We start from the raw sequence: 23,711 nt of genomic DNA on the forward strand, positions 1-23,711 counted from the left end.
TATTCCGGCGGGGTCTTTTTTTTGAACTTAAATTAACAGCTATTCATCAGTCGAGTCAGGCTTCTCGGCAGCTTTCTTCCTGTTCTGTATCTTGACCAGCGTCACATAGAACAGCGGCACAAAGAGCACACCAAGCACGGTAGCCGCGATCATCCCTGAAAAGACCGAAGTACCGAGTGCATGACGGCTGGCCGATCCCGCTCCCTGTGCAATTACCAGCGGCACAACGCCGAGGATGAATGCAAAGGAAGTCATCAGGATAGGACGGAAACGGAGTTGTGCGGCCTGCACAGCGGCATCAACCAGCGAGGCTCCCTTCTCATACTTGGCCTTGGCAAATTCCACGATGAGAATTGCGTTCTTAGCTGCAAGACCGATCAGCATGATCAAACCGATCTGGGCATAGACATTGTTATCCAGCCCGCGCAGGAATTGCCCGGAAATAGCCCCGAACACACCCAGCGGAACCGCAAAAACAATCGCCAGCGGAATAATCCAGCTTTCGTACTGCGCTGCAAGTACGAGGAAAACCATGAGAACCGCCAATGCGAAAATAACAATGACTTCCCCGCCGGATTTCTTTTCCTGATAGGCAATGTTGGTCCAGTCAAAACCATACCCTCTGGGCAGAGTGTCACGGGCTATTTTTTCCATGACCGCCATGGCCTGCCCGGTACTGTATCCCGGAGCGTTGGAAGCCGTGATCTCAATGGCCCGGAAAAGATTGTAACGCTGGATATATTCCGGTCCGAAAATCTTCTCCTGATTAAGCAGAGTGGAAAGAGGAATCATCTTCCCGGTATCTCCGCGCACGTAAAATTTGGAAACATCTTCAGGGCTGGTCCTGAATTGGGAATCAGCCTGGGCCATTACCCGATAGGTCCTGCCGTACTTGTTGAAATCATTAATGTAGTACCCGCCAAGAAAAGTCTGCATGGCGGTGAACACCTCATTGAGAGGAATTCCCAGCTTGCGGACCTTGTCACGGTCAACATCAACAAAAAGTTGCGGCACATTGGCACTGAAGGTGGAAAAGATACCGGTAAGTTCAGGATGTTTGCGAAGCTCTGCCATGTAATCCTGAGCAGTCTGAGCAAGCTCCTCCACGCTGCCGCCGGAACGGTCCTGCAATTCAAACTGCAAACCGCCCGTGGACCCGATACCGTTAATGGGCGGCGGGTTGAAGCAGATAATCATCGCCTCCTGAATACCGAACAGCTTCCCCTGCACCTTTTGCAGGATGGAATTCACATGCAACTGCGGATCGGTTCGTTCGTCCCACGGTTCAAGGATGGCAAAAAGAGTTGAGGTATAGGAAGAATAAGCTGCGGTGATCAGGTTGAATCCGCCAAGAGCGAAAAAGTCTTTCACTCCGGGTTCATTTTTCAGGATTTCCTCAACCTGCTTCACCACTGCATCCGAACGCTCAAGAGATGCACCTTCGGGCAGCTGTACGTTGATCATGAAATATCCCTGATCCTCGTTAGGCACGAAGCCGGTGGGTACAGTCTGAAACAAGGAGTAGGTTCCGAACATGAGAACCCCGAAAATACCCAGCGCGACAAATGACTTACGCAATATAACACGCACACCGGATGTATAACCGGAAGTTACTTTACCAAAATATTTATTGAACTGCTTGAAAAACCAGCCCAAAGGACCGCGCATTTCCTTTTGCGGCCGCAAAAGCAAAGCGGACATAGCCGGAGAAAAAGTAAGTGCATTAACAGACGAAATGGCAACTGATACCGCAAGGGTCAATGCAAACTGTTTGTAAAGCTGCCCGGAAATACCACCCATGAAGGCAACAGGCACAAACACGGCAATAAGAACCGCAGTGGTCGCAACAATAGGCCCGGAAACCTCTTTCATAGCTTCCTTGGTTGCCGTCTTGGCATCCAGCCCTTCCTCGTCAATCTTGGATTGCACCGCTTCGACTACGACGATAGCGTCATCAACAACAATACCGATTGCCAAAACCATTCCGAAAAGAGTCAGGGTATTGATGGAGAATCCCAAAACCTGAAAAAATGCAAAAGTACCAACCAGTGAAACCGGTACCGCAATCATGGGCACGATGGTCGCCCGCAGGTTCTGCAAAAAGATGAATACCACGATAAAGACGAGAGCCATGGCCTCGTAAAGTGTATCCATAACTTCATCAATGGAAGCGGTTACGAACAGGGTGGTGTCGTAAGGAATGTCGTATTTCATTCCAGTGGGAAAATCCTGGGAAAGATCCTTCATGGTAGAACGGACGTGCTCTACAATATCCAGCGCATTTGCTCCGGGCAGCTGATAAACCAGCAGCATGGCGGAATCAATTTCACCCTGCCTGCCGAAAGCGGAATAGGACTTGGACCCCATTTCCACACGGGCCACATCCCGGATATGCACGGTACTGCCGTCCGGATTAGCTTTGACGATAATACTGCCGAACTCCTCGGGTTCACTGAGGCGTCCCTTAACCCTGACAGTCAGCTGGAACTGCTGTCCTGAAGCAGCCGGCGGCTGTCCAACCTGCCCTGCGGGGGCTTGCAGGTTCTGCTCCTGCACAGCGGCGATAATATCGTCAGCGGTAATCGCCAGCCGGGCCATCTTATCCGGGTCCAGCCAGATGCGCATGCCGTAATCCTGATCACCGAAAAGGGACACACTGCCCACTCCGGGAATACGGGAAACAGCATCAAAGAGATTAATCTTAGCGTAGTTATTCAGAAAAAGTGAATCATATGTTCCTTCCGGGGAAAGCAGGCTGATCACACAGATCATACTTGAAGACTGCTTTTTAACACTGACCCCGGACTTGGTTACTTCAGAAGGAAGCTGGGGGGTGGCAAGGCTGACCCTGTTCTGCACATCTACAGTGGCCAGTTCCAGATCACGGCCCAGATCAAAGGTAACATTGAGCACCATGCGTCCGTCGTTGGAGCTGATGGAATTCATGTAAAGCATATCCTGCGCGCCGTTGACCTGCTCCTCAATGGGGGCCGCAACAGTCTGTTCCACAACGTCCGCACTGGCTCCGGTATATTGGGCCGCAATCTGAACTGTGGGCGGTGCGATCTCAGGATACTGGGCAATGGGCAGGGTAAAAATACTCAGCAAGCCCACCATTGTAATAATGATGGAAATAACGGACGAGAAAATGGGTCTGTCGATAAAGAAATTGACCATAGCTTCTTCCTGCGAAAAATTATCTCCCCGCATTTGCGGGGAGATTTAAGGTATTAAATTGAACTACTGCTTCTCTGCTTGGGACTGGTCCTGAACGACCTGGGGACTGACCGGGGTTCCGGGGCGAATTTTGTTCACCCCATCTGCAATAATCATGGTCCCGGACTCAATTCCGGTTTTGATCACGGTATTGCGGTCATCGGTGTAATCAATGGTTACCGCTTTTTCCACCACAGTTCCGTTGACAACGGCCAGCAGTGATTTACGTCCCTGCACATCAAGCAATGCCCGTGTGGGAACCACTAATGCATTAGGGTAATTTTTGAGCTGGGCCACAACTTTGGCATACTGTCCGTCGCGCAAAATCCTGTCCGGGTTAGGAAATTCAGCCCTGATGCCCAGTGTTCCGGTTGTGGAATCCACGGCGCGGTCAGCCATGTTAAAAGTACCGTTGTGGTCATAGTAACCGCCATCTGCCAGAATAATCTGGAGACTGGAATCCCTGTCAGGCTTTCCTGCTTTTTTGTTGGCTTCTATTTCACGGATGGCTACAAGATATTCTTTTTCGGGGATGCTGAAATTTACATAAACCGGGTCCACGGCAGAAACAGTTGCCAACACTGTTGCTTCAGCGGCAACCAGAGTGCCCGGCTCTACCTGGGTACGCCCGATAATGCCGTCCATGGGAGATTTAATCTGGGTAAAACCCATATCCAGATTAGCCTGCTCAACCTGAGCTTTGGCGTTGCTCACATTGGCCTCAAGCACCTGTTTGTCGGTAATCTTGGAATCAAATTCCTCGCGACTCACAGCACCCTGATCAAAAAGAGCCTTAAATCTTTTGTAATCCTTGCTGGCCTTGGCAAGGGTAGCCTTGGTGCTGGCCAGTTCCGCCTCGGCTTTTTTCAGGGCCTCGTTATAGGGACGGGGATCGATAATAAAAAGGAGCTGCCCTTCTTTCACAGCCTGCCCTTCAGTGAACAACCGCTCTTTGATATGCCCCTGAACACGGGCCTTGATATCAACAGTTTTCAAAGCTTCAATCTGGGCCACATACTCGCCCATAACAGGAAACGGATGTTCAGTAATCTTGACGACTTTTACAGGCATGGCCTGAGCAGAACTCTGCTCTTCCTTTCCATCATCAAAACAGCCGCCCAGCGCAAAAGACAGAGTCAACAAGGCAAAAAGAAAAATTGCGATTGCCTTCTTTTCAGCAGCCGCACGAAAAAATGATTTCACAAATTCCCCCTGAGTAATATTTCAAAGAAAAAGATTACCCTTGAAACAGTAATCCGTTCCCAATCCCATTTATAATGATAAGTGATGAGACACTAACCGATTACCATTTCAAAAAAAAGTAAATTATTATGCATCAGACTTAAAAAAACTAATGATGCAACCTGCCCCTGATCCGCTCTATGGCCTGCGGAATTTCAGTCGCAGCCAGTATCCTCAAATTTTCATATTCAGCTTTGAACTCCGCACTGGGATAAGTTCGGTCGACAATGCTGGAAGAGTAAAGACTCGGAATATTATTCAAAACCACGCAAGCAATATCAAACAAACACTTATCGCATTGGCAGAATTCAATCTCCTCTCTGCTGATAAGTTTCCGCAATTCTTCATATACAGCCTCTTCGGCAAGGTTCACGATTTCACCGGTCTTAAAGAAATCCTTCAATGACAACATAATCTCCCCCTTTGCTTGGGCCATAACGGCTTCAACCTATATTATACAAAGTATAGCGCATAAAAACAGGTATTCAAAGTCAATTTTAAAACCGTTCAAACAAAAAAACCGGCACAAAAAATGTACCGGAGAATACAAAAGTAAGCAGACATCCTGCTACCAATCACAAAGGACTTTATTCCTGCCGGACCCTTTGGCCTCATAAAGCTTGTCATCCGCCCGGCTGATCATTGCGGTGAGCGATTCATCCATATTGGCTGTAGCCCCGATAGAGACGGTAATAGTTATAACCTGACCTTTAAATTCCACAGAAAATCCCTCCACCAGCACTCTGAACTCTTCCAAAAAATCAATCAATTCATCAGCCGGAACGCCATCAAGAACAATGGTAAACTCTTCCCCGCCAAATCTGGAAACCAACCCGGCATCCCCCACATAGTCCGCCAGCAATGCTGAAAATTCCTTTAAAACCTCATCCCCGGCATCATGACCGTAAGTATCGTTAACCTTCTTAAAATGATCAATATCCAGAATGACCACACAAAGCTCACGCCCTCCAAGGATAAGCTGCTCGTAAAGCGGTTCTCCGTATTCGAAAAAATATCTCCTGTTCCACAATCCGGTCAGGAAATCCTTGTTGGCCCGGTCGCGGGAAGCTTGGATCAACTCAAGAAACTCCAAGTTGGAATTTACCCGGCAAAGAATCTCTTCAATAGAGGCGGTTTTCTGAATAAAATCATTGGCTCCCTGTTTCAGAAAAAGCGGAGCGGTACGGGATTTAGTATCTGAAGAAAGAACAATTATACTCAGTTCATCCATAGAGCGTATGGAACGCAAATGCGCAGTGAGCCTCAGCCCGTCCATTTCCGGCATATTATAATCAGTCAGCACCAGCTTGATATCACTGTTCGTATAAAAAACCTTTGTGGCATCAACTCCGTCTTCGGCCTGAAGAACAGTCAAACCCTGCCTCTTAAGAATCCTGGTAACCCAATCCCGCACTGAAGCGGAATCATCAACAATAAGAACCTTGACTCCCTGATTCTTATAAACCCGACTGACAATGCGGGCAATATACTCAGCCTGATCCGGCTTCTTGAGCACGTAGTCCACAATATTTTTATTTGAGAGGGCCCTTAACACATGATCGTCAAGTGAGGCAGTAACAGCAATAGCGGGAATCCTATGCTCAAGCAGCAGATCGATGCCCATGCCGTAATCCACCCCGTCAAGCACCATACTGCTCAAACCAACAAAATAGTCATTGGCGGCAATCAACTCCTGTGCACCTTCATATGTACTGGCATGATCACAATCAAACCCGGCCTTCTGTAAAGTAATCTGGATAAACAAAGCCGTAGCCTTGCTTGGCTCCAATATAAGAACTTGACTCACAAAACCACCCAAACCCTGTTATACAACTAAAAAAGGTTAAGCTTAAGCCTAACCTTATAAATAGCAAACAATCAGCTTTTTTCTATTATTATTTTGTAAAACCATACCCTTATTCCCTGACACAAGTGTCGCACCCGCACACTGCATACTTGGAATTGGCCCTTTGCTGACCGAACAACAGTTTTATCTTCTTACGCAACTCTTCCAACATTACAGGATCAATTTCCGAGACAGGGCACTCCACGCCCATTTTGGTCAAACAGAAAGTGTGCACAGGCTCAATTCCCATCTTACTCAACATAATCTGCGAACACCCTTTTTCACAACCATCAATAACAATGAGATCCCGGACCTTGCCTGCCTCCTCTACACACTCGTCCAAGCCGGCCCCGATCCCGGCAAGGCAGACCATCTTGGCAAAACCGCTCCTGTTCAGCTCCACAGCCAAACTGTTAGCCGCCTGACCGGAACCGGACCCACCGGAACAGCTGACCACCATAAAACCGGTTTCATATTCTTCACTCATTCTGACGCACCTCCCGAAAGATTGTTCCGCTTTTACAGTATCACAATACCTGCTTGAAAAAAAAGGCAAAAAAACAACCGCACCGCCCAATGGGCAATGCGGTTGAATAAATGCGATTCTCAAGGGAAGTTAAATTATCATATTAAACAGATACCCCACAATAAGGATACCGCAGGCGACTACTCCGACAAACACAGCGATCAGCTTCGGCTTGAGTACCTTACGCAGGATGACCATTTCAGGAAAAGACAAGGCAATTACGCTCATCATGAAGGCCAGTACGGTTCCAAGAGCAGCCCCTTTGCCCAGCAGGGCATCAACAATTGGAATAACCCCGGCGGCATTGGTGTACATGGGAATTCCCAGCAGTACAGAAACGGGAACCGCCCACCAGACACCCTTACCCATAATGGAAGCCATCATTTCTTCAGGAACATAACCGTGGATGGCTGCCCCGGCTCCGATACCGAGTACAACATAAAACCAGACCTTACCCACAATATCCTTAACTGAATCAATACCGAAAGCCACCCGGTCCTCAACACTCATATCAGACTGCGGACCGTTGTTCTCGGTACTGGCCAGTTTGACCCAGCCTTCCACGTGCTTCTCCATCCCCAGCCGGCCGATAACCCATCCGGCCACGATGGCAATGGCAATTCCGGTAACAAAATACAGGGTTGCGACCTTCCAGCCCATAAGCCCGTAAAGCAGTACCAGTGCCACCTCGTTAACCATGGGTGCCGAGATAAGGAAAGAAAACGTAACGCCCAGCGGAACCCCGCCGGCCACAAAACCGATGAATAGAGGCACAGCGGAACAGGAGCAGAACGGAGTAACGACCCCAAGAAGGGCAGCCAGCACGTTCCCGACAGATTCCCGCTTCCCGGCCAAAACCTTGCGGGTCCATTCCACTGTCACATAAGAACGAATAATCCCGATACCAAAGACCACCAGCACCAACAGCATTAGGACCTTGGGGGTATCGTAAATGAAAAACTGTATTGCCTCTCCAAGGTGACTGCCCGGAGCAAGACCAAGCAGCTCAAAGGCCGCATACCGGGAAAAAGACAGCAACTGAGAATAGAGCGCGTACCAAAGCAGCAGTCCACCGCCCATTGCGGCCCACAACATATTCCCACTCAATGGCAGGGTGGATTTTTTTTGTTCTTCCGCCGGAGTTTCCGGCTCAGGACTCATACCTAGAGGTTCCATCTTCTTAGGTTCAGATGAACAGGCACAGGGTTTAATATTCAGTTCTTCCATTATTCTTTCTCCAGTATTTATATTTTGCCAAATACGAAAATCTCTATCCAAAAAAGAACAGCTACAACAAAGTCGCAGCTGTTCCTACTTACAATTTTTTTATGGAACTTGCGGCATAGGCCTTGGCCTGCTCCTCAAACTTGGCAGCAAAAAAATTCTCAAGGCAATTCAGGAATCCCGGAACACAATCCATGTCCAGACTGTAATACACGTTGGTCCCGCGTTTGTTATCCTTAAGTACCCCCGCATCCTTAAGCAATGAAAGATGCTTGGACACAGTAGAGATATCCCGTCCCACAATGGGAACAATATCGCAGACACAAAGCTCTCCATCACAAAGGGCTTCCACAATTGCAAGCCTGCTGGGATGTCCCAATGCCTTGAACACTTTTGATTTGGTCTCGATATTTGCTGTCATGTTTGTTTCTCCCAAACTTTCCTGTTTGGCAAAATATAAAAATTATTCCAATCCTGTCAAGCCGCACCAATCAAATAAATTTACGGCAAGAAGGGACAAAGACGATAACCACTTAATATTCCAAATAAAGAAAACTAAGCTGAATGTCTACCGGATTCCATTTTCCATTCACGGACAGTTTCACGGACTTCTTCGTACTGAACACTCTCTTTATTGTAATGCTCGGCAAAAACATGCAGCCCGGTTCCGCCACGGGGAGAAAAAATCCCCTTTACCCTCATCCACAGAGGAGAAAGGCGGCCCACAAAATGATCAAGGATGTTGTTGGTGATAGTTTCCATGAAGGATTGATGGTTGCGGTAGGCCCCCATGTAAAGCTTGAAACTTTTGGATTCCACACAAAGTTCATCGGGAATGTATTCCACAATGATGGTTGCGAAATCAGGCTGTCCGGTTACCGGACAAAGGGAGGTATATTCCGGGAATTCAATGCTGATTATATAAGGTCTGCCCGGAAAGTTATTCGGGAAGGTTTCAAGGATTTCCGGTCCGGGGGTATCAAAATTATACTTTGTGGCCCCGGCCTGACCAAGGGAGACAAGAGCTTCAGTCTTGTCCTGACTTTTTGTTGTTTTCATAATGATCTTCTCCATAGATAAACAGTCTAATCTGAAAAGTGCCTTAATCGAGTCCCGGCTGTTAGCAGCTTGCCCGCTAAAAGAAAACCTTCACGGTCCATATTTCCATTTTGACTTTTTATCCAAATGCTGGCAACCCTGCACCCTGTACATTTGCCCCGAAACGGAACAGTCGAGGCGCGGGACTTTCTCCCTTTTGCTCGTGTCGGGCGGTTTCCGTTTCAAAACAAGAACATTCAACACAAGGGAATCCAATGCTCTCTTCAACATTTGAACGCAAAGCGTTCACTCTTCTCACGAGCCTTTTCATCGGCTCGCTGGTCATGGCCGCGGTTGTATCAACCAAGATCATCAACATCTTCGGTTTTTACGCTCCCGCCGGAGTACTCGCCTACTCCGTGACCTTTATCGTCTCTGATATTATCAGTGAAATCTGGGGAAAGGAACGGGCAAACGAAGTAATCCATTGCGGATTTATCGCTCTGCTCACCGCCATTGTCCTTTCATGGGCCGCCCTACACTGGACACCTGCGCCCTTCTGGCATGGTCAGGAAGGCTTTGCCAGTGTGCTCGGCAACACCCCGCGCATAGTACTGGCCTCCCTACTGGCCTATCTGGTCAGCCAGACCAATGATGTATGGCTCTTCCATCTGCTGCGCAGTATGACCAACGGTAAACACCTCTGGTTGCGCAACAACCTCTCGACCATCATTTCCCAGTTAATTGATTCAACCATCTTTGTCAGCGTGGCCTTCTACGGAGTCATGCCTGTAACCGACATCATCATCGGCCAATGGGTTGCCAAAGTCTGCATAGCCTTTCTGGATACCCCACTGGTCTATGCCGGGGTAAACCTGCTCAGGCAGCGTACTCCACTGGCTGCGACCACCTGACCACGATGAGATAAAGATCTCCGAGAAATGAGTTCCCGGAGTTACATTTGCCTGCCATTCTGATATACTGTCTCCATATTTCCATGTACCAATGAAATATGGAGACAGTAATGAATTTCAAACAACTCCTCATATTAATAACAATCTTATGCTCTCTACTTCCCGCTATACCGCTCGAAGCAGGAGAGTATTACACTCTCGAAGAATACATAATATTGCATCCCGGAGAAAAACTTCTTGAAGAGAGTTTCAATAAACTGGTCAAAAAAAACATCGTTGAACGACTGGACAAACAATTCAGCCCCAAAATTGCTGTTGTATGTCCTGGCAAACAAATATCCGACTACTGGCGCAGAAGCTGTAGATCTTTAGAAAGCAGAATTAAACAATACGGCATCATCCCGCGCATCCATAGATTTTTCATCAAACCGACCGCCCCACTCGGCAAGCAGTCCGCAGTTTTTCATAAAGCTCTGGAAACCAATCCAGACTATCTTATTTTCACCCTTGATGCTTCACGCCATCAACGGATGATCGAATCGATCCTCGTCGCCGGAAAGCCGAAAGTTATACTCCAGAACATCACCACCCCGCTTAAGATTTGGGAAGGCAAGCAGCCCTTCATGTATGTGGGATTCGACCATGCACAGGGTACACAAATGCTCGCAAAGTACTTTGCCCGCAAAACCGGTGGGCACGGCAAATATGCTGTATTCCTCCCGGACCCCGGACATTTGAACAAGGAAAGGGGGGGCACTTTTATCTCATACATGGACAAATACACATCCCTGAAATTAGCCGCTGTTTTCCGCACCGGTATCGACAAAGAAAAAGCCCGGCTGGCTGCATTGAAAATTGCTGAACACCACCCGGATATAAAATTTATTTACGCCTGTTCAACAGACATTGCCCTCGGAGCAATTGAAGGGTTGCGAGAAAAAGGGCTACTGAACCGCATCATGGTCAATGGCTGGGGCGGTGGGTCACCTGAAATTGACGCAATTAAAAAAGGGGAGCTAGAAGTTACAGTAATGCGCATCAACGATGACAACGGGGTTGCCATGGCTGATGCCATCATTCTTGATATGCTTGGAAAAAATTCACAGATCCCCCTTGTTTTTTCCGGCAGGTTTGAAATACTGGATAAAAGAGTAAATGCGAAACGGCTGCAACGATTGCAACAGGAGAGCTTCCGTTACTCGGGAAACTAAAAGGAATCGTCAATGAAGCTTTTTTTCAAAAAAGCACCCGGACTGACAATACAACTACTGACACCGATGCTGGCTCTGGTAGTTGTCATGGGAATATTTATATTCTCATGGTCTTTTTACCTGTCCAAAACCACCCTTGAAAACGAACTCTCCATTGACATTGAAAAAACTGAAAGCATTGTTTCACTTTCTTTGAACAATACCCTTGAAGACATCAAAGACGACCTTATTGAAATGACTCTTAATGCAGACTTCAGGGGTGCAATCATTACCGGGGACAGTGAAACTCTTGACCAGAATCTATACGAATTCATGAACTCACGACAAGGCTATCTGCTGGATGTCCTGACCATATACCGGGACGGGCGTAATTGGGTTGAAGCCGGGGTCATTGAATTGCCCATCGTACAGTTACGCAACAAATTCAAAAACACCATGAGTTCCTCCCCGGCATGGGGCTATCTTTCCTTCAGATCGCTGAACAGCATCCGGACCATGCTGGTTTGCGCAGTTCCGGTTTTCAATGAACACACCGGGGAAGTTTCCGGTGTTCTGTACGGCGGAATCGACCTGAACTCCAATGTATCTTTTATTGACCGGCTTAAAAAAGTCTCCACTGCAATCGATGCAGTTCTTATCAGCAGACACAGATTGATCATCAGCACCTCCAATCCGTCCAAGCCTGAAATGAAAAAACTCATTGACTGGACTCTGGATATCAAGCCGGGGGAATTCAAAATTGATGAGGAAGTAATCTACTCCACCATCCAACTGCTCCCGCAACAGGCGGACAGCCCTCTGCTGTTCAGTTTTTCAAGAAAAAACCCGTCCTTCCAGTCCTTGAAAAAAAACTACATGCTGAATTTGGGAATACTTCTCTCACTGGCAACAGCTCTGGCCGTTTTCACTGCCTGGGGATTACAAAAGAGGATTCTGAAAGCACTTAAATTACTAACAAACTACGCTCAAAACGTTGCTTCGGGAGACCGGGACACCAATTTTACAGCCGGACAGGTCAGAGAGTTCAACCAATTAGGACTCTTACTGGAGAATATGGTTTCAAAACTGGATGAAAACAGTGCCTACATTTCCAAGCTGTTTTCATCTGCAAAAGCACCGATCATAAACTGCAACACATCCGGAACTATTCTGGATATGAACCCGGCAGCAGCTAACCTTGCGGGACTTAATAATAATCAAGTCCGCAACAAATCACTGGACGCTTTTTTCTCCAGTGATTTTCATGAAACAATTAGTCAGGCTTTGCATCAAGCAGTACAAGGTGAATTTACCCCGGTTCTGGAATTACCGGTCCGTTCCAACGGCAGAGAAGAAAAATATTTTATCTGGACCTTTTCCCCGGTCCGCATGGACCCCACTGGTGAGGCTGATTTTATTCTCCTACAGGGGCTGGATGTCACCGAGAGCAAGAAGGCAGCCAAAAAAGCGCAAGAAAGCGAATCAAGATTACGCCAGATCATCGACCTGCTGCCGCAAGAAATTTTTGCCAACGACCTTGACGGAAAATTTTTATTGGTCAACAGCATCAAGGCTGAAAAAATGGGAGTTCCTGCTGAAAATATTACTGGAAAATTCCTGCCTGAGATCATTTTGGACCCGGTGGAAGTAGCCCGCATTCTGGAAGACGACCGCATGGTTATTGAAAGAAACGAAAAGCTGCTCACTGAAGAAAGTTTCCGGGATGAAAAGCGAATCACCCATTGGATTGAGACAACCCGGGTGCCTTATATTTCTGCGGAAAACAACACCCCTGCCATCCTGACCATATCCTCGGATATATCCCGTATCAAGGAAGTTGAGCAGGAACTCAAATCCCTGAACAAAGAGTTGGTGGAAAGGGTTGCAATGCGAACCACGGAACTGGAGAATGCCAACACAGCCCTGCTGAAATCCATGGATGAACTGCGCCAGACTCAGGACAAGCTGGTCGAAACGGAAAAAATGGCTTCCCTTGGGGAACTGGTTGCCGGGGTCGCCCATGAAATCAACACTCCCCTTGGGATCAGCGTAACCAGTGCTTCTTTCATTAAGGAAATGACTGAAACCCTGCAACACAGCTTCGAATCCGGCACGATGAAAAGATCGGACCTTGAAAAGTTCCTGAATACAGGCAGCGAAGCATTAGATAACATCATGAAAAATCTGGAACGCTCGGCAGCGTTGATCAGTAACTTCAAGCAATTGGCAGTAGATCAGGAATCAGACGATGTCAGGCAGGTCAACCTGCACGAATACATTCAAGGCATTCTGCTGTCCTTAAAGCCTAAATTCAAAGAATATAAACACGAACTTACTGTTAATTGCCCCAAAGGAATGGAAATCAATATCTCGCCTGGTTCACTCATGCAGGTCATAACCAATATTATAACCAACTCCCTGATTCATGCTTTTCCAGACACGGAAACAGGCAAAATATCCATTACCGCCGAGCGTAGCGGTAAAGGCGTAAAGCTGAGCTTTGCCGACAACGGCATCGGCATGAGTGCGGAACAGACACTGAAAGTATTTGAACCTTTTTACACCACAGCCAGAAGTTCTGGTAATACCGGACTGGGAATGCATCTGGTATACAACCTTGTAACCAGAGCATTAAGCGGCACAATTGAATGCAAAAGTTCCCTAGGTGAAGGAACCTCATATGAAATATGGTTCCCGGAAGGGGAATAAATCAGGTCAGGTCGGTCCAAAGAACCATATTTCTGCCTCTGCGCTTGGCTTCGTAAAGCATGGAATCGGCTCCCACCGTCAAATCCTGCGCTTTTGAAAAAGAAGACGGCACCACAGTCACCCCACCGAGACTGACCGTCAGCACATTACTAACTGAAGAATGTTCGTGTTTGATACCCAGTTCTGAAATCAACACCCTGATCTTTTCCGCAATATATCTGCCGCCGCCAGAATCAGTTTCCGGCAGCAGGAGCACAAACTCCTCCCCGCCGTAACGGGCCGCAACATCCGCAGGGCGTTGAACCTCTGCTTGCAGGAGATCAGCTACCTTTTTCAAGACCTCATCCCCGGCAGTATGCCCGTAATTGTCGTTGTATTGCTTGAAACAGTCCACATCGAGCATGGCCAGCGACATTTTGTCACCGGAACGGCTGCAACGACGCCACTCCCGCTCCAAAGCAAGTTCAAAACTCCTGCGGTTAGGCATCTCGGTAAGACCGTCCAGATTGGCAAGCCCTTCCAGAAGCTTACGCTGCCTTGCAATGGTCAGGTGATTCTTGACCCTTGCCTTAACTATAGGAGGATGAAAAGGCTTGCGGATATAATCAACAGCCCCCATTTCAAGACCTCTGGCCTCGTCATGTTCGGAATCAAGGGCAGTGATAAAAATGACCGGAATCCCTTTAGTTTCATCGGAAGACTTGATCTTGCGCAGCACTTCGTATCCATCCAGTTCAGGCATAATCACATCCAGAAGGACCAAATCCGGCTGATTATCCGAATTAATCCGGTCAAGAGCCTGATTGCCGTTTTTGGCAAGCACTACTTTGTAATCCTGCCGCAGCAGATCCGAAAGAACATTGAGATTCAGACGCTCATCATCAACAATAAGAATTTTAGCTCTATCTTCCATTACTCCTACCCTTTATCCAAGGTGATATTCAATTCATCCGCAATACGCTCAAGTATAGCCCGGCCGTCTTCAAAATCAAAATTCTCTATATATCTTGTGAGTTCAGCAAGCTGCTCTTCAAAACGCTCCAGATTAAAATGACTACGCAATTCATCCAGAACATCACCGGACTCGGCATCGCCTTCACTAAGCATTATATACAGCTTGTTAATCAGATTAAAACTTTTTTCTTCATCATAAACAGACTCACGCAAATCATGATTGCTAACAATATTTATATCTTCCAACCCGGAAAGAACCAGCTCAAGTTCAGCAACAAAAAGTTTAAAAGCACCTTCGTAATCATTTTTATCCTTATCACGGAGATCAGATTCAAGAGTACGGCAGAGTTCATAAAGCTGCACAGCCCCGATATTCCCGGCAACCCCTTTCAATGAATGAATATTCAGCAAAGCCTGCTCCACCCCGGATTCGGCAAGGACAAATTCCAATTCCCCGGCAAAACCGGCATATCGCGCCCTGAATCCCTGCAAGACTTTTAAATAACTGTCTTTCCTGCCTCCAATGCTGCGCAATCCCTTTGCGCAATCTATACCGGGCAGGTCATGCATAGCGTCTTCCATTCCCGACCTATCACTGGAATCAGGCACATAAATCTTTCCTTCAGTATCGAGATATCTGAACAAGGCCTTCTTCAATTCATCCGGATCAATAGGTTTGGTCAAATGTTCATTCATGCCCGCTTCAAGGCTTTTTTCCCTGTCCCCCGGCATGGCGTGGGCAGTCATAGCCAAAATAGGCAGGTTCCTGTAGCGTTCATCCGAGCGAATAATCTTCGCAGCGGTGAGACCGTCCATTTCCGGCATCTGAATATCCATAATTATCAAATTATATGACTCTACAGCCAAAGCATCCAGAGCCTTACGGCCATTTCCGGCCACATCCACCGCAAAACCCATACCCTCAAGCATCCGGCTTGCCACCTGCTGGTTGAGTTCATTATCTTCAACAAGTAAAATTTTGGACCTGTTTTCGCCTAAATCAAATTCAAACTCTGCTCGTCCTTCATCGACCTGAAGGACTTCCTGCTCGCCCTCGCTGAATTCCCCAAGCAAGGCCGCATGCAAGGAGATACGGGTGACCGGCCGGGACACAAAACCGTCAACCCCCATAAGGGCGGCCTCCCTACGAAAGGAGTCATCAATATCTACAGGAGTCATCAATACAACCGGCACATCGCCCAACTCCGGAATTAGCCTGATGCTTTCCACCACTTTGAGCACCTGCATATCCAGTAGCTTCCCGGACAGAAGGATCAAGCCGAGCCCATCCCTGCCCGCATGCTTTGCAAGCCTTTCAAGGGCACGGCCAGCAGAACTATCCACCGCAACTTTAAAACCGACTCCCTCCAATGTGGTACGTATAAACTCTCGGGCCAATCTGTTGCTCTCAATAACAAGGGCTTTCAAACCCTCTTTTTCGGCAGGCAGGACCAAGACACTGTCTTTATCAACAGCAGTCAGCTGCACGGTAAAATAAAAAGAACTGCCTACTTCGGGCTGACTCTCCACACTGACCGTTCCGCCCATCAATTCCACAAGCGACCGGGCAATAGCCAACCCTAAGCCGGTTCCACCGTATTTGCGGGTGGTGGATGCATCTGCCTGAGTGAAAGAATTAAACAGCAGAGAAATTTCTTCATTGCTCAACCCGATACCGCTATCCCGGACAATAAATTTTATCCGGGCTTCACCTGTACAATTTTCCTCACAGGAAACAATCAGGTTCACCTCTCCCTTATCGGTAAACTTAACCGCATTATTCACTAGATTTGTCAGCACTTGCTCAAGACGCAACGGGTCACCGCGTAAAGTAAAAGGGACTTCCGGGGCAATGGAAACAACAAAATCAATACCTTTGTGTTCCGCCTTGACCTCAACCATGTTGCAAATTTTTTCAAGCACACGATCCAGCTTGAATTCAACATTCTCCAATACGAATTTACCGGCCTCAATCTTTGAAAAGTCGAGTATGTCGCCGATAATGGAGAGCAGGGAATCAGCCGAGGACATCATTTTATCCAGATACCCGCGATGCGCCGGGGCAAGGTCGGCACTCTGCATCAAATGCCCGAAGCCGATAATACTGTTCATGGGAGTTCGGATCTCATGACTCATGTTGGCAAGAAATTCTGACTTAGCGCGGGTAGCGGCCTCTGCGGCAAGCCTTGCACGGTTAAGTTCCTTTTCCACCCGCCTGCGCTCTGTCACATTACGCATACACTCAACAGCACCGACAATCTTCCCGGAATGATCACGCAACGGCCCGGCAACACCCCAAAAATACGCCCCCTGCCCGCCAAAAACCCGAGGAGTATAAACTTCCCCGTAAAGCATGCCTGAATGCCGCTCCAAAGACTCATACCTGTCAGTCAACGGTTTGAGGTCATCCCTGAGCGCGAAATCAATAAGAATAGGCCTGCGTTCACCATAAAACGGCAGGGCATACTCGTAATCGCCCCTGCCGATCATATCTTCCTTGCTGACCCCGCTAACCTCTTCAACGGCCTTATTCCAGGCCAGCACAATCCCGTTACTATCAATAACAATGGTCGGGTCAGGCAAAAATTCAATAATATCATTCAATCGTTGATAGGAATCCTGCAATTCCTTTTCACTCAACCGTTTGCGGGTCACATCACGAAAACTCCAGACCCTGCCGACCACATCAGATCCGACACGCTGGGGATTTGAATATTTCTCAATGATCCTGCCGTCCTTAAGGATAAGCTCCTCAATCTGATCGGACTCGGATTCAAGAGAATAATCCCACAACCCGACAACGGCACTATCTTCCCTCATCTGATCCGCAATATATCCGAACACGTCCGAGACCACCCCGGACCGGAGTACATGTTCTGAAATATTCCACATGGTTGCAAAACGGGTATTCCAGGCTACAACCTGCCCGTAACCGTCCACAGCAAGAATCCCGTCCGCAGAGGATTCAATGGTTGCGGTTAAAAGCGAAACCGACCGCTCGATTTCTTCCTTGGAGCGACGCTTATCAGTCACATCGCTCAAAGTAGCCTGAAGCAGGGGCGTCCCGCTAATAATCATCTTGCGGGCACGGACGCTGGCAGAAAACTCTTCCCCGTCCAAGCGGCGGCAGACAACATCAAAATCCAGCCCTCCCGCATCTACGGTAGCCCTGACCCATTCATTGAGCATCACATCGGACGGAACCCCTGCAACCTGATTTGGGGAAATAAGAGTCTCCGGTCGATGGGAAAGCAATTCTTTCTCGGACCCGCAACGGAACATGGACACTGCTTCAGGATTGGCACTTATAAAATTATAGTTCAAATCCATCAGCAGAATCGCATCACTGGCATTATCAAAAATTGCCCGGTACTTGATTTCCCTTTCCTTCAGGGCCTCATTCTGCTCCCGCCTCTGCTCCGTAAGATAAAGGCGTTCGAGGGCAAAGCCCACATAAGTGGAAAGAAACAACAAGACTTCAAAATCTCTTTCATCAAGGGGTTCATTATCGCTGTAACTCTGGACAGCCATAACCCCGACGACATTCCCCTGAAGCTTCAAAGGAACTCCAAGCCAGATGCTACATTCCGGTCCGATAAGACCATACTCGCCCTCCCCGCGAAGTTGCATACGGGTTGCGAAATCGCCGAACAGGGGGGCCCCGGTCCTGACAACATAGTCTGTCAACCCTACTCCTATCTTCCGGGGAGCCGGAACAGAATCTTTTTCATCAGAAAAATATGGAAAACTTATCATCTCAGTTTCCCGGTCATAGGCAGCAATATAAAAATTCCGGGCAGACATCAGCTTGTTAACCTGACCCTGCACAATGGAATAAAACTCATCAATACCCGAGACCCGGCTTACAGACAGTGCTATCTCGTAAAGAATACTATGTGCCTTTTCCATGCGGCGACGCTGGGCAACTTCTTTGTTCAGGGATTCATTGAGCCGGAACAACTTGCGGTTCCAGAAGATGATGGTGGCAAGCACAAGAACCAGAAATGCGAAAAGCAATAAAATTTCACTATAATCAACGTTTTGCTCATAACGCACATCAATCCATTTTTTGCGGATTTCACGATGGGAATCTTCACTGATGGCAGCAAGGGCCTTATTTATAATTGAAAGGGCTTGCGGATAATCCGAGGATACACCAATGCGGTGCTCAAAATTATACTTGGTTGTGCCGGCAATTTTAAGATTCTCCATTCCCAGCCTGTTCATATTATCAACCACCACTGCAAGGTGGCCCACAAAGGCGTCAACCTGCCCTTTGGTCAGAAGCAACAGACCGTCCTCCACATCGGAAGTGCCAACCAGTTCAATTTCCGGAAAATTATCCTCTATATAATGATAGCTGGTATATGATTGTCCGGCAGCCACCCTTCTGCCATTCAACTGCGAAAGCTCACGGACCGTGTTGTAATTATCCCGGGTAACTATGACCAAAGGAAATGAAACATAAACATCTGTAAAAAGGACCTTCCTACCGACCATTTCCTCACGGCTCAAGGCTGGAATAATATCCAATTCCCTTTTGGTATATCTCTGAAGCACATCAGCCCACGAAGAGCTGTGAACAAACTCAAACTTCAAACCGGAAATATCAGAGATCATACTCATGTAATCGGCGATAATCCCTTTGAATTGCCCGTCCTCGTCTATTATGGATAATGGCTCCCAATCAACTTCGCTTATGCGAAGCGGTACTTCGCTGCGGATAAAAGCCTTTTCCTCCGGGGTAAGCTTTAAGCTCAGCAGAAAGGAATCCGAACCACCGGACTCAAGACTCACATCCTCGGGATTAGCGCAATGTGCAGGATGAACAAGTATGAAAATAAAAAAAAGGACGCCAAAAAAAGATAAACGGCTGAACACTTCTCTGCCCGGAATATGAAGACTCAATTTCACTATCCCCTCGTACGAAACGGTTTGCAATATATTGGGAAAGTAGCACCACTGGGACCAATGGACAAGGAAGGTCTTATTTTCTTACAAAGAGAGACATTAAAGACTCTAAAGGAGAAATGGAAACATAACACATCACTGGAAACAAAAAATAACACAAACATAACTCATCATTAAAAAGACTTAGAATATTATGGTTCAAAAAGTTACCAACAATCTCTTTTCTTTCCACGTACAAACAGATACGGTCACATAAAAAGGTCCGGCATACCGCAGAGGAATATGCCGCAACAACCTATTTTTACAAGGCTTTACGTATGAATACCAAAACAGACTTCTTCTAGATCCCCGGCCCTATTGGTATAATATTTGTACTAAATTACAACAAGATAACTGCCGTCAATTTACGGCCCCAACCCCAGCCAAGCAGGGAAGTCATATGGTTGAAAACAAAAAGTATAAACTTCTGTTTAAGGACCGCATCGGGATTGTCTTCGACATCACCAGACTCATGATGGCGCACAAGCTGAACATAATCAGCATGGAAGTTGAACAAAAAGAAGGCTTTGCCCAGATTTCAGTTGAAATTGAAGGAGGACATTCTCTTGATACTGAAGAAATGCTGGCTCTGTTTTCAACCCTGCCCGCCATTGACAGCCAGACGGAACTCAAACGACTTCCGCAGGAAAAAAGGGAGAAATGGTTCCGCACCCTTTTTGACGGCATGAGTGAAGGCATTGTTTCCGTTAATTCCAAAGGTATGATCAACACAGCCAACAGCGTGGCCTGCCGCATTCTGAACACGCCTTACGAGAATCTGGTCAACACCTATGTCGGTGAAATAACGCCGAAAAACAATCTGCTTATGGAATGCATGCAAAAACGTATTCCTGTAAACAGGCGGAAATCAGCAGTTACCAGCACTGGGCGGGTTGATTTTTACGGCTCGGCAAAACCTATCCATGATTCACAGGGAGGCTTTGTCGGCGCGGTCCTGCTCATGAAAGATTTGCAGGAAGTAAAAGCCATGGTTGATGCGGTGATGACCCCCATTGATTTTAAATTCGATGACTTTATCGGTGAAAGCCCGGCCATCAAGAACCTGATAACTTTTGCCAAACGCATCGCCGAACTGGATACCATTGTCTCCATCACCGGAGAAAGCGGCACAGGCAAGGAGCTTTTCGCACGGGCTATCCATTTTGAAAGCGGCAGACCCGGTCCCTTCATTCCCATCAACTGTGCGGCCCTGCCGGAACAGCTCATAGAAAGCGAACTTTTCGGATATATTGACGGAGCCTTTACCGGAGCAAAAAAGAAAGGCAAACCCGGCCTTTTCGAAGCCGCCCAGAACGGAACCATCTTCCTTGACGAGATCGGTGACATGCCCCCCGGACCGCAGGCAAAAATCCTGCGAGTATTGCAGGAAGGGTGCGTACGCCGCATCGGCGGGGTCGAGGAGATTCCTGTCAATGCCAGAGTTATTACCGCCACCAACAAGAACCTGAATGATATGGTTGCCGCCGGTGACTTCCGCGAAGACCTATTTTATCGCATCAACGTGCTGACCATCCAGATCCCCCCATTGCGGGAAAGAGAGCTCGACATAACACTCATGGCAGGAAAATTCCTCAACCGCTTCAACCGGAAACTGGAAAAAAAAGAACAGACCATCGACACTTCCGGACTTGAAAAGCTGCTCAGCTACAGCTGGCCGGGCAATGTACGCGAACTACAAAACGTAATTGAACGCGCTTCCATCTTCAGCAACTCCAATGAAATTTCTGCGGACTCCATCCACCTTAATTCCAAACAATCCAATTGCGGACAACCGTGCAAGGCAATTCCCGCCACTGTAAGCACAGGATCTTCTCTTAAAGAAATGGTCGGCAAATATGAAATGAGAATCCTTCTTGAGGCCTTAAATTCTACCCCAAGCATACGTAAGGCCGCAAAAAAGCTAAGCATCTCACACACAGCTCTGCTCAAAAAAATTGAAAAGCATCAACTGCGCAATGAAAGCAAGGTCCTTCCATGGGAGTCTGGAGCACCGCTCAACTAATTCGGTCCAAACAAACTGACCGGTCTGTCTAACATCAATGACCGACTAAAGAATACTAATTGCGTCCCTGCAACTCTTGCTAATGAGTGCGAGGACTTTCTCTTTGGTATCTTTAGTTACCACTTATTTTCCCTTTAGTTTAAACTGATCAATCCTGATTTCAAAAAAAACACCACCGATGGAAACCTTTATTACCATCAACCAAAAACTACGCTATTTAAAGATGTTACACCAAACACTACAAAAAATCGGTAACAAACCATACCAATACTCAGTTCTAAATATTCAACTTTAAAAGCAGGTTATTTTGTGAATATTGGCACAATATTTAGTTTTTTCTCTTAAAGTTCCGTTTTCATGGATTTTTAACTTTGATTCAATCATCAATCCAACTCTCCATGCATTTTTTGGCATGCGGATTGCGATAGGGAAAAACAACCAAGAGTTCAGACTCTTTGTTTTTCAACAGCAGCCTCGTCGTGATTGCGGGGCATAAACAAATAAATCAGGAGAGTTGGAAATGAAAGTTGGTATCTTGAAAGAAATCAAATCAGAAGAAAACAGAGTTTCCATGACACCCGCAGGTGTTGAAGTCATGATCGCAAACGGTCACGAACTGTGGGTTGAAAAAGCCGCCGGTGTAGGCAGCGGTTTCAGCGATGAAGATTATATTGCAGCCGGTGCCAAGGTCATTGACACCCCTGCTGAAATTTACGCTGAATGCGAAATGGTCATGCACGTTAAAGAACCGCAGGCTTCTGAGTACGACATGGTCCGTGAAGGCCAGATCGTTTTCACCTATTTCCACTTTGCTCCTGATGAGCCCCTGACCCGCGCATTCGTTAAAAACAAATCTATTGCCATCGCCTACGAAACCGTTGAAGGCGATAAAGGCGACCTGCCCCTGCTCACCCCCATGTCTGAAGTAGCCGGACGTATGTCCGTTCAGGAAGGTGCTAAATACCTCGAACGCTACTACGGTGGACGCGGTATGCTCATGGGCGGCGTAACCGGTGTTACTCCCGCAAACGTTGTTGTTATCGGCGGCGGCGTGGTTGGTACCAACGCAGCACAGATGGCCTGCGGTCTAGGCGCCAAAGTAACTATTCTCGACATGAACCTCGAAAGACTGCGCTACCTCTCTGAAATCATGCCCAAGAACTGCTTCCCCATGATGAGCAGCCCCGCACTTCTGCGTGAACTGGTTCAGGAAGCTGACGTTGTTGTCGGTGCTGTTCTGGTTGCCGGTGCTAAAGCACCCAAACTGGTTACCCGCGAGATGCTCAAAACCATGAAAGACGGATCTGTAATCGTTGACGTTGCCATTGACCAGGGCGGTTGCTTTGAAACTTCCAAGCCCACCACCCACGGTGATCCCGTTTACGATGTTGAAGGCGTTATCCACTACTGCGTTGCCAACATGCCCGGTGCAGTGCCCATGACTTCCACCATGGCCCTGACCAACGCCACCCTGCCCTACGCACTCCAGATCGCCAACAAAGGCTGGAAACAGGCAGCTCAGGACAGCAACGCCATTAAGACCGGTCTGAACATGGTCGGCGGCAAGGTTACTTACAAGGGCGTTGCCGAGGCATTCGACCTTGAGTTCACCCCCGTTGAATCCGTTCTTTACGACAACTAAAAATCACAGAATCTGCTGACAATTCAGATCATTAAGTAACATCAGGAAGACTGTTGAGAAGGAGTTAGAGATAATTGCTTGAAATCACTGAAGCGGGGCGTAGCTGCATCTACGCCAGCTTCAGTGTTTTTCAGGACACCCCACAGGAAAAAGATTGCGGCCTGCTCGCCGGCGATCTTTACACCACAGATGGAGCTTTCTCGGCAGTCTGGGAGTAACCTGTAAAACTTACAAGGG

16 protein-coding genes are annotated in these 23,711 nt (G+C 47.5%); 6 read left to right on the top strand and 10 right to left on the bottom strand.

Features of this window, described 5'->3' with window-relative positions; genetic code table 11:
* Positions 1-39: 39 nt before the first annotated feature.
* From FMS18_RS10225 to queF, 8 genes are all read right to left on the bottom strand, one after another.
* The gene (locus tag FMS18_RS10225) at positions 40-3,177 is read right to left on the bottom strand and encodes an efflux RND transporter permease subunit (protein WP_163294135.1); all 3,138 of its coding nucleotides are present in this window, start codon (positions 3,175-3,177) and stop codon (positions 40-42) included.
* Positions 3,178-3,240: 63 nt separating this feature from the next.
* Complete coding sequence (locus FMS18_RS10230; RefSeq protein WP_163294137.1) at positions 3,241-4,419, bottom strand: efflux RND transporter periplasmic adaptor subunit; 1,179 nt, start codon at positions 4,417-4,419, stop codon at positions 3,241-3,243.
* A gap of 148 nt (positions 4,420-4,567) precedes the next feature.
* Positions 4,568-4,870 (bottom strand): late competence development ComFB family protein, encoded by a 303-nt coding sequence (locus FMS18_RS10235; RefSeq protein WP_163294139.1) that lies wholly within the window; start codon positions 4,868-4,870, stop codon positions 4,568-4,570.
* Positions 4,871-5,026: 156 nt separating this feature from the next.
* Complete coding sequence (locus tag FMS18_RS10240; RefSeq protein WP_163294141.1) at positions 5,027-6,265, bottom strand: diguanylate cyclase; 1,239 nt, start codon at positions 6,263-6,265, stop codon at positions 5,027-5,029.
* Between the two features lie 109 nt (positions 6,266-6,374).
* Positions 6,375-6,791, bottom strand: coding sequence for a putative zinc-binding protein (locus tag FMS18_RS10245; RefSeq protein WP_163294143.1), 417 nt, complete (start codon positions 6,789-6,791; stop codon positions 6,375-6,377).
* A gap of 129 nt (positions 6,792-6,920) precedes the next feature.
* Positions 6,921-8,057 (bottom strand): permease, encoded by a 1,137-nt coding sequence (locus tag FMS18_RS10250; protein ID WP_203544595.1) that lies wholly within the window; start codon positions 8,055-8,057, stop codon positions 6,921-6,923.
* A gap of 88 nt (positions 8,058-8,145) precedes the next feature.
* Complete coding sequence (locus FMS18_RS10255) at positions 8,146-8,475, bottom strand: helix-turn-helix transcriptional regulator (RefSeq protein ID WP_163294145.1); 330 nt, start codon at positions 8,473-8,475, stop codon at positions 8,146-8,148.
* A 134-nt stretch (positions 8,476-8,609) separates the two neighbouring features.
* Positions 8,610-9,113 carry a preQ(1) synthase gene (queF, locus tag FMS18_RS10260; protein WP_163294147.1) on the bottom strand — a complete coding sequence of 168 codons (504 nt, stop codon included), beginning with the start codon at positions 9,111-9,113 and terminating at the stop codon, positions 8,610-8,612.
* A gap of 254 nt (positions 9,114-9,367) precedes the next feature.
* Here queF and FMS18_RS10265 point away from each other — a divergent pair, with 254 nt between their 5' ends.
* From FMS18_RS10265 to FMS18_RS10275, 3 genes are all read left to right on the top strand, one after another.
* Entirely contained in the window at positions 9,368-10,006 is a 639-nt protein-coding gene (locus FMS18_RS10265) for a queuosine precursor transporter (protein ID WP_163294150.1), read from the top strand.
* Between the two features lie 110 nt (positions 10,007-10,116).
* Positions 10,117-11,217, top strand: coding sequence for a substrate-binding domain-containing protein (locus FMS18_RS10270; protein WP_239061006.1), 1,101 nt, complete (start codon positions 10,117-10,119; stop codon positions 11,215-11,217).
* A gap of 12 nt (positions 11,218-11,229) precedes the next feature.
* The gene (locus FMS18_RS10275; RefSeq protein WP_163294154.1) at positions 11,230-13,905 is read left to right on the top strand and encodes a PAS domain-containing protein; all 2,676 of its coding nucleotides are present in this window, start codon (positions 11,230-11,232) and stop codon (positions 13,903-13,905) included.
* Position 13,906: 1 nt separating this feature from the next.
* On the opposite strand, the gene FMS18_RS10280 is transcribed toward FMS18_RS10275, so the two are convergent.
* Both FMS18_RS10280 and FMS18_RS10285 read right to left on the bottom strand, forming a co-directional pair.
* On the bottom strand, positions 13,907-14,818 hold the full coding sequence (locus FMS18_RS10280; RefSeq protein WP_163294156.1) for a diguanylate cyclase: 912 nt from the start codon (positions 14,816-14,818) through the stop codon (positions 13,907-13,909).
* A 5-nt stretch (positions 14,819-14,823) separates the two neighbouring features.
* Positions 14,824-19,767 carry a response regulator gene (locus FMS18_RS10285; RefSeq protein ID WP_163294158.1) on the bottom strand — a complete coding sequence of 1,648 codons (4,944 nt, stop codon included), beginning with the start codon at positions 19,765-19,767 and terminating at the stop codon, positions 14,824-14,826.
* 442 nt (positions 19,768-20,209) lie between these two features.
* On the opposite strand from FMS18_RS10285, the gene FMS18_RS10290 reads away from it, so the two are divergent.
* From FMS18_RS10290 to FMS18_RS10300, 3 genes are all read left to right on the top strand, one after another.
* Complete coding sequence (locus FMS18_RS10290) at positions 20,210-21,832, top strand: sigma 54-interacting transcriptional regulator (protein ID WP_163294160.1); 1,623 nt, start codon at positions 20,210-20,212, stop codon at positions 21,830-21,832.
* A 520-nt stretch (positions 21,833-22,352) separates the two neighbouring features.
* Positions 22,353-23,474: an alanine dehydrogenase gene (gene ald / locus FMS18_RS10295; RefSeq protein WP_163294162.1), complete on the top strand. Its 1,122-nt coding sequence runs from the start codon at positions 22,353-22,355 to the stop codon at positions 23,472-23,474.
* Between the two features lie 74 nt (positions 23,475-23,548).
* On the top strand, positions 23,549-23,692 hold the full coding sequence (locus FMS18_RS10300; protein ID WP_163294164.1) for a hypothetical protein: 144 nt from the start codon (positions 23,549-23,551) through the stop codon (positions 23,690-23,692).
* Positions 23,693-23,711 lie beyond the last annotated feature (19 nt).

This window comes from Desulfovibrio sp. JC022, from assembly GCF_010470665.1.
Classification (GTDB): Bacteria; Desulfobacterota; Desulfovibrionia; order Desulfovibrionales; family Desulfovibrionaceae; genus Maridesulfovibrio.